Consider the following 17,244-nt stretch of genomic DNA (forward strand, 5'->3'; position numbering starts at 1 on the left):
CGTGGGCCAGGTACAGTTTCTTTCCCTTCCCGACCAGATCGTCAGCCGGCTGACCGAGGACATTCTCAAGGGCGTCTACCTGCCCGGCCAGCGGCTCAAGGAGCAGGAGCTGGCGCTCAAGATGGGCACCAGCCGCGCGCCGTTGCGCGAAGCCTTCCGGGTGCTGGAGCGCGACGGCCTGATCGAGATCCTGCCGTGGCGCGGCGTGCGCATCGTCGAGCCCACCTATGACGAGGTCAGGGATCTCTTCGAGGCCCGCGCCGACATGTTCGGCCTGTGCGTCAGGCACGTGGCCGTCCATGGCGAGCCGGCCCTGCTCGAGCGGATCGACGGCGATATCGACGCGCTGATCCGGCAGACCGACGCCGGCTGCGACGAGCGCGAATACAAGGAAATGACCAACGCCATCAGTTCGCAGATGTACGCGCAGATCCAGAACCGGTACACGCGCGCGTTCATCGAGAACCTGCGGCAGAAGATGCTCTGGCACTACTGCTACATGGGCATTTCCTCTTATGCGGGGCGCCAGGAAGCCAACCAGTACTGGCGCGAGTTGGCCCGCGCCCTGCTGGCGCGCGAGCCGCTGGCGGCCGAGGCGGCCGCGCATCGCATCATGGCGGCGTCCAAGGACGTGGCGCTGCGCCTGCTGGAAGAAAAGCTGGCTGCCCCAGCGGAGCCCGGCATGAAGTAGCGGCACGGCATGCAACGCGCCCGGCAGAGGCGCTGCGGCCCCAATCGAGGAGATAGGTGATGGTGAGTATCAAACAGATGTTCGCCGGCCTCGCCCTGGCGGCGTTGCAGGTATTGCCGGGTTCGGGTCTCGCCGCGCCGGCCTGGCCCGAACGGCCGGTCACGGTCGTGATCGCCTATCCGGCCGGCGGCGCCGCCGACGTGGTCGCGCGCATCGTGCTGAACGAACTGGCGGCAAACCTGGGGCAGCCCTTCATCGCCGAATCCAGGCCCGGCGCGAATTCCAACATCGGCGCGGAATGGGTGGCGCGGGCCAGGCCCGACGGCTACACGCTGCTGGTCAGCGGTCCGTGGTTCGCCATCAACCAGTACATCGAGACCGGCAGGCGCTGGCAGCCCGACAGCCTGGTCCCGGTGGCGCGTTTCGCGCTCACCGACAACCTGCTGGCGGTGCCGGCCAGCGCGCCGTACCGGGACCTTGCGGGCTATGTGGCCCATGCGCGCGGGCAGACCGATCCGCCCCTGCAGTACGCCAGCCCGGGCGCCGGATCGACGCAGCGCATGGCGGCCGAGCTGTTTCTCGCGCAGGCCGGCATCAAGGTGGATTCCGTCCAGTACAAGGGCGCCCCGCCCATCATCCCGGACCTGGTCAGCGGCCGCGTGTCCATGGCGGTGCTGGCCGCGGCCAATGTGACCTCGCTGATCCAGGCGGGCAAGCTGAAGGGCCTGGCGACCTTCGGCGAGACGCGCGGGCCGAGCACGCCCGATATTCCCACCATGGCCGAGCAAGGCTATCCCAAAGCGGTGGTGACTTCCTGGTTCGGCCTGCATGCGCCGGCGGGCACGCCGCCGGAAGTGATACGCCGGCTTTCCGACAGCGTCGGGAAAGTCGTGTCGAAACCGGCGGTGCAGGCCGCGTTGCGGGCCGCGGACGCGCAGCCCGCGTTCCTGGACTCGCAGGACTTCGCCGCCTACATACGCAGCCAGCAAACCCTGTGGCAAGAGCTTGCCGCCGATCTCGAAGGAAAAAAATGAGCGCCGTGCATGTCGTCGTGGAAAGCGGCGACCGGCTGGGAGAAGTCCCGCTGTGGTCGCCATCGCGCCGGGTCCTGTACTGGATCGACGTGCGCAAGCCGGCGCTGTACTGCTGGGCGCCGGACACGGGCCGGGTGCGCGCCCTGCCCTTGCCCGAGCCGGTAGGCAGTTTTTGCGAAACCGGCCGCGGCCGGCTGCTGCTGGCGCTGAAGTCCGGCCTGTACTTCATGGACCCGGACAGCGGCGCGCTGCAGGCCTGGTTCGATCCCGAGCCGCAACTGCCGGGCAATCGGCTGAACGACGGCAAGTGCGACAGGCAGGGACGGTTCTGGGTCGGCAGCATGAACGACGGCGACCGCCTCCCGACGGGCACGCTGTACTGCGTGCGCGGCGACGGCCGGGCGGCGGGCCACGTGTCCGGCATCACGATACCGAATTCGCTGGCCTGGAGCCCGGACGGCAAGAAGATGTACTTCGCCGATACGCCGGCGCGGCGGATCCTGGTCTACGACTTCGATCCCGACGACGGCGTGCCTGCCAACCCGCGCACCTTCGTGGACCTGGCCGGCCATCCGGGCCGCCCGGACGGCGCCACCGTCGACGCCGAGGGCTGCCTGTGGAGCGCCCTCGTCCATGCCGGCCAGGTGGTGCGCTACACGCCACAGGGGCGCGAGGACCGGGTCATCACGCTGCCGGTGACCGGCGTGACCTCGTGCGCCTTCGGCGGCGCGCGCATGGAGACGCTGTTCGTCACCACCGCCACCCAGGGACTGTCGGAACAGGCGCTGCGCGAGCAGCCGCTGGCCGGCGCCCTGTTCGCGGTGGACGCCGGCGTTTCAGGGATAGGCGAGACGCCTTTCGCCGAGGGAGAAACCGAAGCGCGCGGCACGACGCCGGCGCAGTGAGCGCCATCCGACATCCACTAAACGAGGAAAGCCCATGTCCACTCCCCTCACAGGCGGCCGCGTCATCGCGGAAATACTCCAGGCGCATGGCGTCGAACACGTGTTCTTCATGGACGCCATCCTGCGCCGCGCGCTGGTGGAAATGGAGAAGCTGGGTATCCGGCGGATACTGGCCCACTCGGAAATCGCCGCGGCCTACATGGCCGACGGCTACGCCCGGATCACGGGCCGGCCCGCCGTATGCATGGCCCAGTCGGTGGGCGCGGCGAACCTGGGCGCGGGCCTGCAGGATGCGTTCCTGGCGCAGACGCCCATCGTCGCGCTGACCGGCAGGCAGCCCGCGGCCATGCAGTACCGCAACGCCTACCAGGAATTGCCGCACGAGCCCATGTTCCGGTCCACGGCCAAGCACAGCATGCGGGTCGACGGCGTCGAACAATTGCCGCACGTCCTGCGCCAGGCTTTCCGGGAGGCCGTGACCGGCCGGCCGGGGCCGGTGCATATCGACGTGGCCGGCCACACGGGCGACGCGATCGGTGCGGCGGTGCTGGATGGATATCCTGCCGCGGCGCGGCCGTTTTCGTCATTGCCCGGCTTCCGGGCGCAGGCGCAGGCGCGGCGGGTCGAGGCGGCCGCCGCGATGGTGGCGCGCGCCGAGCGGCCGGTCATCGTCGCCGACCTCGGGGTATGCACATCGGGCGCGCAGCGGGCCTTGCGCCGCTATGCCGAGCACGCCTCGATCCCGGTGGTGATGTCGCTGGACGCCAAGGCGGTGCTGCCCGAGGCGCATCCGCTCAACGGCGGCGTCGCGGGCACGTATTCGCGCGCCTGCGCCAACCGCATCGTCGGCGCGGCCGATCTGGTGATCTACGCCGGCAGCGTGATCGGCGACCACATCAGCCACAACTGGACCCTGCCCGCGCAGGACGTGCCGGTGATCCAGATCGACGCCGACCCGGCGCAGCTGGGCCGCAACTATCCCGGCGCGCTGGGCCTGGCGGGCGATACGCGCAGCGTGCTGGAACAGCTGACGCAGGCCTGCCCCGCCGCCGAGCGCGCGGCCTGGGTGGACCGGGTCCAGGGCTACGTGCGCGAATGGAACGAGGCGGCCGCGCCGGCGCGGGCCAGCGACAGCGTGCCCATCCGCCCCGAACGGCTTTGCGCCGAGCTGAGCGAGGTCTTGCCGGCCGATGCGATCCTGGTGTCCGACACCGGCTACTCCTCGCAGTGGAGCGGCACCTATGTGGCGCTGCGCCACGAAGGCCAGCGCTACCTGCGCGCCGCCGGCTCGCTGGGCTGGGGCTTTCCGGCCTCGCTGGGCGCGAAGTTCGCCGCGCCCGATACGACGGTGGTGTGCTTCACCGGCGATGGCGGCTTCATGTACCACATGCCGGAGCTGGAGACGGCGCTGCGCTGGGGGCTGAAGACCATCACCGTGGTCAACAACAACCATTGCCTGGCCCAGGGCACGCGCTCGATCCTGAGCGCGTACGAGGGGTCCGACGGCAGGCGCGAAGAGATCTATCACTACCGGCCCATGGACTTCGCGGCCATCGCGCAGGCCATGGGCGCGGTGGGCTTACGGGTGACCCGTCCGGCCGATTTCGCCGCGGCCTTCGAGCAGGCGCGCGCCAGCGACCTGCCGGTCGTGATCGACGTGGTCACCGATGCGCAGGCGCTGGCGCCCCTGCCCTGGACGCCCTGAACACGGCCTAAGGAGAACGACATGGGAAGCAGACTGCGCGCGCTGGCTGGCGCCATTTCCGTATGCTTTGCCGGCCATGCGGCGACGGCCGCCGCCGCACAGCCGGACTATCCGTCCCGGCCCATCCGCATGATCGTGCCGTACGCGGTGGGCGGCACCACCGATCTGGTCGCCCGCCAGTACGCGGACCTGCTGGGACGCGAACTGAAGCAGACCGTGGTGGTGGAAAACCGGCCGGGCGCCTCCACCAATATCGGCAACAAGCTGGTGGCCGACGCCGAGCCCGACGGCTACACCCTGCTGTACGGCACGGGGCAGATGACGCAGACGCTGACCTTCGGCCCCTTCCCCGCCATCGACCCGACTACCGCGCTGGCGCCGGTCAGCCTGATCCTGACCTCTCCGCAGATGATCGCGAGCAACAAGGAACAGAAATTCTCCACGCCCGAAGAACTGATCCACGCGGCCCGCGCCCAGCCCAGGGCCATCAGCATCGCGTCGGCGCAGCTGCAGCTCTACGTCAACGTGCTGGGCGCGCGCGCCGGCATCGAACTGCTGCACGTGCCCTACAAGGGCGGCGCGCCCGCGGTGACCGACACCATAGGCGGACGCACCAATCTGGTGATGGGGCAGCCGCCGGTGCTGCTGCCTTTCATCCGCAACGGCGTGCTCAAGCCCATCGCCGTGCTGTCGAAGGACCGCATTGCCGCCCTGCCCGAGGTCCGCACCTTTGCCGAGGCCGGCGTGGCGTCGCTGGACCTGGTGAGCTGGAACGGCGTGTTCGCGCCCAGAGGCACGCCGCCCGCGGTGATAGACCGGCTGGCGCAGGCCACCCGGGCCGCGCTGGCCGATCCCTCGCTGGAACGCCTGGCCGAGGACGGCCTGACCATACAGTCCAGCACGCCCGCGCAGCTGGCCGCGCGCGTGGCCGGCGACGTGCGCGCGTGGAAGCAGCTGGCGCAGGACAACCCCGAACTGGCGCAGGCGCGCTGACCGACGACCGAGGAGACGACATGCAACAGACCACGGACAGCGCCCCGCGCGGCGTCATTCTGGTGACCGGCGGCAGCCGCGGCATCGGCGCGGCGATCTGCGAGCGGGCCGCGCGCGACGGCTATGACGTATGCATTAACTACCGCAGCAACGAGGAACAGGCGCAGGCGGTGGCCGAGCAAGTCTGGTCTGCCCCCTGAAAAGTGGTCCTCCCTGAAGTAGGCTATTGAGCCGTAGGAGGACGTTGGAATGCCCCAGAAGAAGCACAAACCCGAAGAGATCGTGGCGAAGCTGCGCCAAGTCGATGTTCTGTTGTCGCANATCTCGGAAGGCGAACGGCATTTCTGGTTCGAGAGCTGGTGGATCAGCGCCTGCCTGCTGATGGGCCTGGTGGGCATGGGACTGGGCGCGGCCAGCCTGCTGCGCGCCAACCGGCCGCTTTTGCACCTGGAGATATTCCGCAAGTCCACGTTCAGCTGGGCCATCGTGCTGCAGATCATTTTCCGCTTCGGCACGCTGTTCGCGGTCTGGATCGCGCCGCAGTACCTGATGCGCATCCACGGCTTCCGGCTGGAGCAGATCTCTTCCATGCTGCTGCCGCTGTCGGCCGGCACGCTGGCCGCCCTGCCCGTCGCGTTCTGGCTGGCGCCGCGCGTGGACCAGCGCCTGGTGCTCAGCGCCAGCCTGGGTCTGTTCGCGCTGGCCTGCGTGCTGAGCGCCTCGCTCAGTCCCGACTGGACGGCGCAGAATTTCGCGCCCGCGCTGCTGGTGGCCGGGCTGGGCCAGGGCTTGTTCTCCGTGGCGACGCTGCGCTTCGCGGTCTACGGCATCGGCAAGACCGACGGCGCGACCTGCGGAATCATCTTCAACTACTCGCGCGTGCTGGGGCTGGTCAGCGGCATCGCCGTGTTCAGCCACGTGGTCAACGAGCGCGAAAAATACCACTCCGCCGTGCTGACCGAAAGCGTGGGCTGGCTGGCCAGCGAACCCGCCGCCCGGCTGCGGCAGACGGCCTCCGGCCTGGCCGACTGGGTATCCGATCCGGGCGGCGCGCAGGCCGCGGCCGTCGGCCGCCTGGCGCGCAGCGTGGCGGGCCAGGCCTACACGCTGAGCTACGGCGACGCCTTCCTGCTGGCCGCCGGCCTGCTGCTGCTGGGCGCGGTGCTGGTATGGGCGCTGCCGCGGCTGCCCAGTCCGCTCGCGCCGCCGGCTCCCGTCCCGTCCGCCAACCCCGTTTGAGATCGCACTTCGCTAGAGGCTGTTCCATGAGTACCGCAACCACTTCCTCCCCTGCTCCCAGCGTGCGCCAGGTCATCCTGCACACCAGCCACCGCGTCCTGGCGGCGTCGGCCATCGTGCTGGCGCTGGGCGGCCTGGTCTACGGCGCCTATGCGCTGTGGCACGGCGCCACCCCTTACGAGCGCACCGACAACGCCTACGTCAAGGGCGACCTGACCTATGTGGCCACCAAGGTCAGCGGCTATGTCCAGAGCGTGGATACGGAGAACAACCGCAAGGTGCAGGCCGGCCAGCGGCTGGTGCAGATCGATCCCAGGGATTACGAGGCGGCGGTGGCCGACGCGGAATCCGCCGTGGCGCTGGCCCGCGCCACGCTGGAGCAGATCGGCGCGCAGCAGACGCTGCAGGCGACCCAGATACGCATCGCCCAGGCCACCGTGACGTCGGCTCGCGCGCAGGCCGAGCGTTCGCAGGCGGATTTCCGGCGCGCGCAATCGCTGGTGCAGCAAGGCGGCGTCAGCCGCGCGCTGTACGACCAGGCCAGCGCGGAACACATCAGGGCCGCCTCCGCGCTCAGCCAGAACCAGGCGCAGGCCGACTACGCCCGCCAGCAGCTCAACGTGCTGCAGGCGCAGCGCGAGGCCGCGCTGGCCAGCCGCGACAGCGCCGAGGCCAGGCTGGAGAAGGCCCGCAACGACCTGGCCGCCACCACCATCGCGGCGCCGCGCGAAGGCCGCGTGGCGGGTCGCAACGTGCGGCCCGGCGAATATGTGGCCGTCGGCACGCGGCTGATGGCGGTGGCGCCCACCCGCGATCTGTGGGTCGAGGCCAATTTGAAAGAAACCCAGCTGGCCCGCATCCGTCCGGGCGACCGGGTCAGCGTGCGCGTGGACGCGATTCCGGACGCGCGCTACTGCGCCACCGTAGAAAGCGTGGCCGGCGCCAGCGGCTCGGAGTTCGCCGTGATTCCGCCGGACAACGCCACCGGCAATTTCACCAAGATCGTGCGCCGCTTTACCGTGCGCATCCTGCTCGATTCCGGCCAGCCCGGGCTGGAGCGGCTGGGCGCGGGCATGTCGGCCGTGCCGACCATCGCCATCGATTCCCGCCCCGGGGCGCAGGCCGCGTGGAATCCGCTGCGCCTGTTCTATCCGGCCTTCACCTGCGCGAGCGAGGAGCAATCATGAAAACCCGCCATTTCGCCCCTGCCCTGGGCCTCGCCGCGGCCTTGCTGCTGTCGGCCTGCGTGACGCCGCCCGACCTCGGCGACAAGCCGGTTCCGGCCGCCGCGCGCGAACTGGCCAGCAACCGCAGCCTGGCGGCGCCGCGGGCCGATTGGCCGGCGCGCCAATGGTGGACGGGCTACGGCGATGCGCAGCTGGACCGGCTGATCGGCCAGGCGCTGGCCCAGGCTCCGTCCATGGCGGTGGCGCAGGCCCGCATCCGGCGCGCGCAGGCCGGCGTGCAAGGCGCCGGCGCCGCGCTGTATCCGCAGCTGGGGCTGACGGGCGGCGTGGCCGAAGCCAAGCCCAGCACCGCCACCGGCGCGCCGGTGGCCGATGCGCTGCGCGGCTGGAATGACAGCGCCCGCGCCGCGCTGGAGTTTTCGTACGAATTCGATTTCTGGGGCAAGAACCGCGCGCTGCTGTCGGCCGCGGTGTCGGAACTGTCGGCGGCGCAGGCCGAAGGCGCTGCCGCCGAACTGAGCCTGTCGACCGCCGTGGCCACGGTCTACGCGGACCTGCTGCGCCTGTACAACGACCGCGACATGCTGGAGGAAGTGCTGCGCATCCGGCAGGAAAGCGAGCGCCTGGTGCGGATGCGTTATCGCGCGGGCTACGATTCCGAGGCCGATCTGCGCCAGGCCCAGGCCGGCCCGCCCGCGGTGCAGGCCGAACTGGCGGCGTCGGACGAACAGATCGGGCTGGCGCGGTTTCGCCTGGCGGCGCTGCTGGGCCTGGGCCCCGACGCTGCGCTGGAGATCCGGCGGCCGGGCAGACCGGTGCTGCGCGCCGCCGGGCTGCCCGCCAACCTGCCGGCCGACCTGCTGGGCAGGCGGCCCGACCTGACCGCGGCGCGTTGGCGCGTGGAGTCGCTGTCCAGCCGGATCGACGCGCGCGAGGCGGNNNGACTTCTATCCGAATATCAACCTGAGCGCGGCGCTGGGCCTGCAGGCCCTGGGCGTGGGCAACCTGTTCCGGTCCGGCGCGGACTACGGCTCGGTCGGCGCGGCCTTCAGCCTGCCGATATTCGACGCCGGCCGGCGTCGCGCCGCCTACGGCGTGGCGCGCGCGGATTACGACGCCGCGGTCGCCAACTACGACGCGGCGCTGGCGCAGGCGCTCAACGAGATCGCCGGCATCGTGCTCAATGGCCGCTCGCTGGACGAACAGATCCGCCATGCGCGCGAGGCGCTGGACATGCAGCAGCGCGCCTGGGAACTGGCGCGCGCGCGCTACGCCGGCGGCGCGGCCGATTTCCAGTCGGTGCTGATCGTGGAGGACCGCCTGGCCACGCAGAAACGGGCGGTGGCGGCGCTGGACAGCCGACGCTTCGCGATCGACGTGGCGCTGCATCGCGCGCTGGGCGGCGGCTATGACGATGCCGCGCCCAGTCGCGGCAGCAGCCGGACGTAGAGCAGTTCGCAGAGCAGCTCCACCAGGGTCTGCGCCAGGATGACGGCCGGCACCACGGGCACGGCGCCCGGGATCGCAAGGCCCAGCGGCAGCACCACCAGCGAGTTGCGGGTGGCTGCGCTGAACGAGATGGCGCGGGCCTGGCCGGCGGGCAGCCGCCACAGCCGCCCCATGCCCCAGCCGATGGCCGGCGCCAGCACGGCGTATGCCGCGTAGACCGGAACGGCCGCGACCACCGCGTCACGCGCCAGCCCCAGCCGCGGCGCCACCGCCGCGACCACCACGAAAAGCAGCAGCGCCGTGGCTGGAACCGGCAACAGGCCCAGCAGGCGCACCGCGGCGTCGGCCTGCCGGCTGCGGGCGGCGGCGGCCTGGCAGGCCGCGGCCAGCGCCAGCGGCAGCGCGATCAGCCAGACGAAGGCGCGCACGAACGGTTCCCACTGGACCAGCGCCGCGCCCTGCCCGTCCAGGAACACGCCCAGATAGACAGGCAACAGCAGCATTTGCGCGCCGAGCAGCGCCGGCGTGGCGGCCAGCAGCGCGCGCGCGTCGGCCCGGCCCAGGTGGGCGAAGGTCACGACGTAGTCTATGCAGGGCGTGAGCAGCACCAGCAGCATGCCGGCGCGGGCCAGCGGTTCGCCCGGCAGCCAGGGCAGCAGGCCCGCGACCAGCAGCGGGATGGCGATGAAGTTCGCCGCGAGCAGCGCGGCCAAAAACCGCAGATTGCCGGCCGCGCGCCGCAGTTCCGTGAGCGGCACCTGCAGAAAGGTCACGAACAGCATGAAGCCCAGCAGCGGTTCGATGGCGGGCGCCAGTTGCGTCGATGCCGGCACGCACCAGGCCAGAAGCGCTGCGGCCGCGACTGCGGACAGATAGCAGGCGACCTGCCGCTCTTCCAGGAAATCTTTCAAGCGCGCCAACGGCATATCGGGGGGATGGGCCTCTGTTCGGAGGGGGCATCATAGCGCGGGGCTATCCCCTTCCATCCGTCCGATATTGTTCGGAGCCGGCGCGCGGAATGTTCAGGACGATTTTTCGATGCCGCCGGCCGCCGCCGGCGCCTTGACCAGGAATTCCTTCAGGCTGGCCACGTTGTTCTTCTTGAAAATGCGGTTCTTGTAGGTGATCACGGTAGTGGGCGACAGGCCCAGTTCGCGCCCCACTTCCTTGGCGGTATGGCCCTGGCGCAGCAGTTCGGCCACCTGGATCTCGCGCCAGGACAGGCCACAGGCCCAGTTCGCCGCGCGCGCCGGTTCGGCGTGCGCGCCGCACAACTGGTGGTGGCGCCGCGCCAGCGCGAGCAGCAGCGGCGCGCGCACGCGCAGCAGCTCGGTGACTTCGGGCCTGTGCATGCGCGAAAAGTACAGGTTCACGTAGCTGATGCCGTCGCCGCGCGCGCCGATGAGCGAAATCTTGCTGGCGAATCCCGGCCGCTCGAAGAGCACGCGCCGGTACTGCGTGTCCGAAATGTGCTCGGGCGACTCCGGGCGGATGATCAGATCCGGATGGCGCTCGGGCTGGCACGCCATGTCGCGCAGCAGCGCGTAATTGGGGTCGCGGCGGTAAAAGCCGTCGTCCACATAGACGTTGGTGGTCCACTCGATGAGCGACTGGTTCAGCAGGCTGGCCGACGACGAGTACCGCACCTGCCCGTCATGGCCGTACAGCACGTGCGACACATGATCGGCGGCGACGCCCTCGCGCAGGGACAGCAGCAGCGCGGCATGGAACATCGGACCGCCCAGGTCCATCACGGCGGACTCCACCCATCGGTCCGGCTCCGCCGCCGCGGGTAGCGGATTGCTTGTCTCTTCCATGGTTCTGTCATTCCCCGCTTGCGCGTGTTTTTTCCCATTCTACGGTCATCCAGGACCGATGCGTGTCCTCGTCCGTGAGGACATGACGAAGCCATTACACGCTCCTAGAGTGGTAACCGCAACGCAGTGCCATGAGATTAATCAAACTATCAGGGAAAACCATGAAAGAGCTTCCCATCTACGCTTACAAGCGACCCGAGGAGATGGACCACCCTTGCGCCGAGCCGCATCCGGTGGTCGTCGTGGGGGCCGGCGTGACCGGCCTGACGATGGCGCTGGACCTGGCGCGCCGCGGCGTGCCCGTGGTGGTGCTGGATGACGACAACACGGTCGGCGTGCGCGGCCTGGCCTCGCGCGGCATGGTCTGGGCCCAGCGCTCGCTGGACATCCTGGACCGGCTGCGCGCGGTCGGCGACATCGTCGGCACCGGCGTGCACTGGAACGTCGGCCGCGTGCTGTGCAAGGACCAGGCCGTGGCGTCCTTCACGCTGCAGGACCAGCCCGACATGCGCCACAACGGCTTCGTGAACCTGCAACAGTATTACCTGGAGTCCTTTCTGGTCGATGCGCTGGTGCAAGAGCCGCTGGCCGAGCTGCGCTGGCTGAACCGGGTCACCGGCATCGAGCCGGGCAAGAACGGCCCCGCCACGCTGGAGGTCGAGACCCCGGACGGCCCCTACCGCGTCAGCGCGCAATGGGTGATTGCCTGTGACGGCGCCAACAGCCCGATCTGCGGCATGCTGGGCCTGCGCCCGCGGGTGCACGACCGCACCGAGGACCGCTGGGTCATCATCGACATCGTCCTGCGCAACACCACCTGGCCCGAAGAGCGCTGGACCTGGCTGGACGCCCAGAGCAATCACGGCCGCGCGGTCTGGCGCCACAAGATGGCCGACGACACCTGGCGCCTGGACTTCCAGCTGCGTCCCGAAGAGGACGCCGCGCAGGCGGTCACCGAAGCATCCATGCGCCAGCGCGTCTGGGACCTGCTGGGCGAAAAGGTGGAGTTCAACATCGCCTGGCACGGCGTCTGGGCCTACCGCCACGAATGCCTGGACAACCTGCGCCACCACCACGTGCTGTTCGCCGGCGACTCGGCCCACCTGCTCGCGCCCTTCGGCGCGCGCGGCGGCAACGGCGGCATCCAGGACGCGGACAACCTGGGCTGGAAGCTCGCCCTGGTGCTGGCCGGCAAGGCCGACGAGTCGCTGCTGGACACCTATAGCGTGGAACGCCGGCACGCGGCGATGGAAAACATCCGCCAGGCGCGCCGCTCCGCCCGCTTCGTCTATCCGGCCCCGGGCAGCTCGGCCGCCATGTGGCGCGACGCCATCATCGGGCTGGCCCCGACGCACGAAACCGTGGCCCGCATGGTCAATACCGGCCGCCTGTGCATGCCCGCCGTCTACCCCCCCTCGCCGCTGGTGCGCGGCGCGCACGCCCATGCCGGGCGCGCGCTGCCCAACATCGTGCTGCGCCGCGCCGATGGCCTGACGCTGTACGACGTAGCCGGACCGTGGTTCACGGTGCTGGTGTTCGGCGACGCGCTGCCGGCCGGCGCGCCCACCGGGCAGGACGAGGACGCCCTCGTGAAATGGGTGGCCGTCGGCCCGCTGTGCGACGAACGCGGGCGCGCCGCGCTGGCGCACCAGCTCGGCGTCGCGATGGACGGCCAGGCCTGGCTGCTGCGTCCCGACCAGCACGTCATGGCCGCCAGCGCGCCCGAGGTGCAGGACCCCGACGCGCTGCTGGCCTGGGTGGCCGAGGCGCTCGGCCGGGCCTCCGCCCTCTCCTCCTCGTTCCAATCCTTCCCGGAGGCCAGCAGCCTCCCCAAATCCGGAGATGCCAGCCATGTCGCTTTCTCAGCAACAGCTTGACGATCTGCTCGAGCGCCTGGTGGCGCTGACGGACGTGCCCGACCCCGTGGCCCAACGCGACCGCCTCGCGCGGCTGTCGCTGTGCCTGATCGAAGCCCTGGACGACGGCCCCCGGGCCCAGGCGATCCTGGACAAAACGCTGGCGGATCATCCGGATTCGCCGGCGCTGACCCTACCCTGAAGGAGACGGCGCCATGACGCTCAATCCATCGCAGTCCAACCAGTCCATCAAGGGCCTGCACCACTTCGCGTGGCGCTGCCGCGACGCCGAGGAGACCCGCCGCTTCTACGAAGACGTGCTGGGCCTGCCGCTGGTCCACGTCATCAAGGAGGAGCGCGTGCCCTCGACCGGAGAGCTGTGCCCCTACGTGCACCTGTTCTTCGAGTTCGCGGACCACTCGTACATCGCCTTCTTCGACCTGGGCGACAACCGGCTGAGCGAGTTCGACCCGGACACCCCGCGCTGGGTCAACCACTTCGCCATGGAGATCGACAGCGAGGCCGAGATGGAGCGCATGCGCCAGCGGCTGACCGAACACGGCATCGAGGTCGTGGGGCCGACGGACCACCACTTCATCCGCTCGATCTATTTCTTCGACCCCAACGGCATCCGGCTGGAACTGACCGTGCGCGTGCCCAAGGACGAATACGTCAGCCGCAAGCGCCGCAGCGCGCATGACGAGCTGGCCGCCTGGACCCTGGACAAGGCCGCCGGCCTCAAGCCCGGCGCCACCGGCACCAGCAGCGCCGAGCGCCGCCGTGAACACGCCGGCTGAGGCCGCCCGCCATCCCCTATCAAGTAAAGGAACACCATGAGCAAACCCTTCGCCTCCCAGGCCGACCTGACGGAAAAAAAGGTCTCTTTCCAACGCCTGTCCGAGAACGCCTACGCCTATGTGGCCGACGGCGATCCCAACTCGGGCGTGATCATCGGCGACGACTGCGTGATGGTGGTCGACGTGACCGCCACGCCGGCCATGGCGCAGGGCCTGATCCGCGCGATCCGCGGCGTGACCGACAAGCCCATCCGCCACGTCGCCCTCACCCACTACCATGCCGTGCGCGTGCTGGGGGCCTCTGCCTTCGCCGCCGAGGGCGCGGTCAACGTGTTCGCCAGCCGCGGCACCCATGATCTGATCGTGGAGCGCGGCCAGGCCGACATGGATTCGGAGATCGGCCGCTTCCCGCGCCTGTTCCAGTCCGTCGAGACCATCCCCGGGCTGACCTGGCCCACCGTGGTGTTCGAACGCGAGCTGACCATCTTCCTGGGCAGCCTGGAAGTGCGCATGATGCACCTCGGGTCCGCCCATACCCGCGGCGACTCGGTGGTGTGGATTCCGTCGCAGGGCATCTGTTTCTCCGGGGACCTGGTGGAGTTCAACGCCGGCGTCTACACCGGCGACGCCCACCTGGCCGACTGGCCGTCCACGCTGGACAAGCTGCAGGCGCTGCAGCCGCGCCAGATGGTGCCGGGCCGCGGCCCCGCGCTGACCACGCCGGAAGGCTGCCGCGAAGCCATCGACTACACGCGCAGCTGGGTGCAGACCCTGTACGGCTGCGCCCAGGACGGCGTGGCCAAGGGCAAGAGCCTGAAGCAGGTCTACGAAGACACGCGCCGCGTGATGGATCCGAAGTTCGGCCACGTCTTTATCTACGAGCACTGCATTCCGTTCGACATCTCCCGCGCCTTCGACGAGGCCAGTGGCATTTCGGTGCCGCGCGTCTGGACCGCCGAGCGCGATCGCGAGATGTGGGCCGCGCTCACCGCCTGATCCTGCGGCCCCCCTGGCGGGGGCCGCCCTCTATCTACGGAGCAATCTGAATATGAAACTCGCCACCCTGACGAACGGCACCCGCGATGGCGAACTGGTCGTCGTGAACCGCAACCTGACGCGCATGCGCGCCGTTGCGCACATCGCCGCGACCCTGCAGCAGGCGCTGGACGACTGGGCCCGCAAGGCCCCGCTGCTGCAGGCCGAATACGAATCGCTGGATTCCGGCGCCGGCCCCAGCCAGTCCTTCGACTCGTCGCGCTGCGCCGCCCCGCTGCCGCGCGCCTACCAATGGCTGGACGCCTCGGCCTACCTGAACCACGTGGACCTGACGCGCCGCGCCCGCGGCGGCGAAATGCCGCCCTCGTTCCTGACCGATCCGGTGATGTATCAGGGCGGCTCGGACGACTTCATGGGGCCGCGCGAAGACATCACGGCCGCCAGCGAGGACCTGGGCGTGGACCTGGAAGCCGAGGTCATCGTGGTCACCGACGACGTGCCGCTGGGCGTGGACGCGGACAAGGCGCTGGATCACGTGGTGCTGCTGGGCCTCATCAACGACGTGACGCTGCGCAACATCGTGCTGCCGGAACTGGCCAAGGGCTTCGGCTTCGTGCAGGGCAAGCCGGCCTCGGCGCTGTCGCCCGTGCTGGTCACGCCCGACGAGCTGTCGCCCTACTGGCGCGGCGGCAAGCTGCACCGCGCCATGCAAGTCTGGCTCAACGACAAACAGATCGGCCGGCCCCAGGCCGGCGAGGAAATGCAGTTCCATTTCGGCGAACTGATCGCGCATGCGGCCCGCACCCGCCGCTTGGGCGCCGGCACGCTGCTGGGCAGCGGCACCATCTCCAACGCCAGCGACGCCGCCGGCGTCTGTTGCCTGGTGGAGGCCCAGGTGCGCGAAAAGCTGCGCGACGGCGCGGTCAGCACGCCCTTCCTCAAGCATGGCGACCGGGTCCGCATCGGCATGCGCGACGACGCGGGCCAGAGCCTGTTCGGCGACATCGAGCAGGCCGTGCGTATCCCGGGCGCCCGCCCCCTGCCCCAGACCGCGCCGGCGGCCGAAACGGCCGCGGCCTGAACGGGCAAGGCAAGCTGCGCCGCCGCGCCCGCCCGGCGCGGCGGCGCCCTCTCTGAAGAACACACAAAAGCAGGACCCGCTGCAAGCCCCCCAAGGAGACATCCATGCAGACAGAACTATCCGCCGCCGGCGCCGCGGGCGCTCCCGCTGCGCCCGGCGCACTGGTCAGCGCCGAAGACCGCAAGGTGCTGGCGGCCACGCTGGTTGGTTCGGCCATCGAGTGGTACGACTATTTCATCTACGTCCAGGCCGCCGGCCTGGTGCTGGGGTCGCTGTTCTTTTCCCCCTTCGCCAAAGAAAACCCCGAGCTGTCGCTGATCCTGTCGTTCGCGACGGTGGGCGTGGCCTTTCTGTTCCGGCCGTTGGGCGCCCTGTTCTGCGGCTACATGGGCGACCGCTACGGCCGCAAGCGGGTGCTGGCCGCCACGCTCATCCTGATGGGCGTGTCCACGTCGCTGATCGGCGTGCTGCCCACTTACGCGCAGATCGGCATCTGGGCGCCCATCATGCTGGTGGCGCTGCGGGTGCTGCAGGGCTTCTCGGCCGGCGGCGAATGGGGCGGCGCGGCCCTGATGGCGGTGGAGCACGCGCCCGGCAACCGCCGCGCGCTGTTCGGCGCGTTTCCGCAGATCGGCGTGCCGCTGGGCATGATCGTGGCCACCGGCGTGCTGTGGCTCATCACGGCGGCGATCGGGTCGGAGCGCTTCATGGCCTGGGGCTGGCGCATTTCGTTCCTGCTGTCCATCGCGCTCATCATCGTCGGCGTGATCATCCGCCGCGCGGTGGAGGAATCGCCGGTGTTCCTGGAGATGCGCTCGCGCCGCAGCCATTCCTCGGCGCCGCTGGGCACGCTGCTGCGCAAGCATCCGCGCGAAATCGTGCTGACGACGCTGATCTTCGTGGGCAACAGCACGGGCGGCTACCTGCTGGTGGGTTACTTCATCAGCTATGGCAGCCGCGCGCTGCACATGCCGGCCCAGGAAGTGCTGATGATCTGCACGCTGGCGGCGGTCTGCTGGCTGGGCTCCACGCTGCTGGGCGGCTGGCTGGGCGACCGCATCGGCCGCGTGCGCACCTTCCAGCTGGGCTACGTGCTGCTGGCGCTGTGGGCCATCCCGATGTGGAGCTTCATCGACTCGGGCGACGTGATGCAGTTCGCATTCGCCCTGGTGGTGATGGCCGTGCCGCTGGGCCTGACCTATGGCCCGCAGGCGGCGCTTTACGCCGAGATGTTCCCGGCGGACGTGCGCTATTCGGGCGTGTCCACGGGCTATGCGCTGGGTTCCATCTTCGGCGGCGCCTTCGCCGCCATGATCGCCCAGGCCATCATCACGGCCACCGGGCTGTCCTGGATGGTGGGCGTCTACCTCATCGTGATGGCGGCGATATCGTTCATCGCGGTGACGCTGGTCAAGGACCGTCCGGGCACCAACCTGCACGCCGACTGAAGCGGGCCCATGACGCCCCGGCGGGCGTCATGGGTATTGTCCGCAA

Annotated in this window: 16 protein-coding genes and 1 pseudogene; 15 read left to right on the forward strand and 2 right to left on the reverse strand. The window is 69.8% G+C overall.

Going from position 1 to position 17,244, the window contains the following annotated elements:
* Window position 1 precedes the first annotated feature (1 nt).
* The 9 genes and pseudogenes from C1I89_RS02050 to C1I89_RS35720 all read left to right on the forward strand — a co-directional run bounded on the left by C1I89_RS02050 (window position 2) and on the right by C1I89_RS35720 (window position 9,203).
* Window positions 2–691 carry a GntR family transcriptional regulator gene (locus C1I89_RS02050; RefSeq protein ID WP_102771142.1) on the forward strand — a complete coding sequence of 230 codons (690 nt, stop codon included), beginning with the start codon at window positions 2–4 and terminating at the stop codon, window positions 689–691.
* Between the two features lie 59 nt (window positions 692–750).
* The gene (locus tag C1I89_RS02055; protein ID WP_102771143.1) at window positions 751–1,725 is read left to right on the forward strand and encodes a Bug family tripartite tricarboxylate transporter substrate binding protein; all 975 of its coding nucleotides are present in this window, start codon (window positions 751–753) and stop codon (window positions 1,723–1,725) included.
* Window positions 1,722–2,630 (forward strand): SMP-30/gluconolactonase/LRE family protein, encoded by a 909-nt coding sequence (locus C1I89_RS02060; protein ID WP_102771144.1) that lies wholly within the window; start codon window positions 1,722–1,724, stop codon window positions 2,628–2,630. The genes C1I89_RS02055 and C1I89_RS02060 overlap by 4 nt, the downstream gene beginning before the upstream one ends.
* Before the next feature lie 34 nt (window positions 2,631–2,664).
* Window positions 2,665–4,335, forward strand: coding sequence for a thiamine pyrophosphate-binding protein (locus C1I89_RS02065; protein ID WP_102771145.1), 1,671 nt, complete (start codon window positions 2,665–2,667; stop codon window positions 4,333–4,335).
* A 21-nt stretch (window positions 4,336–4,356) separates the two neighbouring features.
* The gene (locus C1I89_RS02070) at window positions 4,357–5,328 is read left to right on the forward strand and encodes a tripartite tricarboxylate transporter substrate-binding protein (protein WP_102771146.1); all 972 of its coding nucleotides are present in this window, start codon (window positions 4,357–4,359) and stop codon (window positions 5,326–5,328) included.
* A 20-nt stretch (window positions 5,329–5,348) separates the two neighbouring features.
* Complete coding sequence (locus tag C1I89_RS02075) at window positions 5,349–5,528, forward strand: SDR family NAD(P)-dependent oxidoreductase (RefSeq protein WP_102771147.1); 180 nt, start codon at window positions 5,349–5,351, stop codon at window positions 5,526–5,528.
* Between the two features lie 1,065 nt (window positions 5,529–6,593).
* Entirely contained in the window at window positions 6,594–7,754 is a 1,161-nt protein-coding gene (locus C1I89_RS02085; RefSeq protein ID WP_181390869.1) for an HlyD family secretion protein, read from the forward strand.
* A pseudogene (locus C1I89_RS02090) lies at window positions 7,751–8,680 on the forward strand (efflux transporter outer membrane subunit); the annotation flags it as partial. The gene C1I89_RS02085 and the pseudogene C1I89_RS02090, both read left to right, overlap by 4 nt.
* A 55-nt stretch (window positions 8,681–8,735) precedes the next feature.
* Complete coding sequence (locus C1I89_RS35720; protein WP_369008006.1) at window positions 8,736–9,203, forward strand: TolC family protein; 468 nt, start codon at window positions 8,736–8,738, stop codon at window positions 9,201–9,203.
* On the opposite strand, the gene C1I89_RS02095 is transcribed toward C1I89_RS35720, so the two are convergent.
* On the reverse strand, window positions 9,161–10,129 hold the full coding sequence (locus C1I89_RS02095) for an arsenic resistance protein (RefSeq protein WP_440130609.1): 969 nt from the start codon (window positions 10,127–10,129) through the stop codon (window positions 9,161–9,163). The genes C1I89_RS35720 and C1I89_RS02095 overlap by 43 nt on opposite strands.
* Window positions 10,130–10,225: 96 nt before the next feature.
* Complete coding sequence (locus C1I89_RS02100; RefSeq protein ID WP_102771151.1) at window positions 10,226–11,020, reverse strand: helix-turn-helix transcriptional regulator; 795 nt, start codon at window positions 11,018–11,020, stop codon at window positions 10,226–10,228.
* A gap of 161 nt (window positions 11,021–11,181) precedes the next feature.
* Here C1I89_RS02100 and C1I89_RS02105 point away from each other — a divergent pair, with 161 nt between their 5' ends.
* The 6 genes from C1I89_RS02105 (at window position 11,182) to C1I89_RS02130 (ending at window position 17,198) form a co-directional block, all read left to right on the forward strand.
* The gene (locus tag C1I89_RS02105) at window positions 11,182–12,897 is read left to right on the forward strand and encodes an FAD-dependent oxidoreductase (protein ID WP_102771152.1); all 1,716 of its coding nucleotides are present in this window, start codon (window positions 11,182–11,184) and stop codon (window positions 12,895–12,897) included.
* Window positions 12,872–13,078 (forward strand): DUF2783 domain-containing protein, encoded by a 207-nt coding sequence (locus C1I89_RS02110; protein ID WP_102771153.1) that lies wholly within the window; start codon window positions 12,872–12,874, stop codon window positions 13,076–13,078. Before C1I89_RS02105 ends, C1I89_RS02110 begins: the two co-directional genes overlap by 26 nt.
* 13 nt (window positions 13,079–13,091) lie before the next feature.
* On the forward strand, window positions 13,092–13,673 hold the full coding sequence (locus C1I89_RS02115) for a VOC family protein (protein WP_102771154.1): 582 nt from the start codon (window positions 13,092–13,094) through the stop codon (window positions 13,671–13,673).
* A gap of 36 nt (window positions 13,674–13,709) precedes the next feature.
* Entirely contained in the window at window positions 13,710–14,669 is a 960-nt protein-coding gene (locus C1I89_RS02120; protein ID WP_102771155.1) for an MBL fold metallo-hydrolase, read from the forward strand.
* Between the two features lie 52 nt (window positions 14,670–14,721).
* Window positions 14,722–15,750 carry a fumarylacetoacetate hydrolase family protein gene (locus C1I89_RS02125; RefSeq protein WP_102771156.1) on the forward strand — a complete coding sequence of 343 codons (1,029 nt, stop codon included), beginning with the start codon at window positions 14,722–14,724 and terminating at the stop codon, window positions 15,748–15,750.
* A gap of 104 nt (window positions 15,751–15,854) precedes the next feature.
* Entirely contained in the window at window positions 15,855–17,198 is a 1,344-nt protein-coding gene (locus C1I89_RS02130) for an MFS transporter (protein ID WP_102771157.1), read from the forward strand.
* The last annotated feature ends 46 nt before the right edge of the window (window positions 17,199–17,244 follow it).

The sequence above is a fragment of the Achromobacter pulmonis genome, from assembly GCF_002885955.2.
GTDB classification, from domain to species: Bacteria; Pseudomonadota; Gammaproteobacteria; order Burkholderiales; family Burkholderiaceae_B; genus Achromobacter; species Achromobacter pulmonis_A.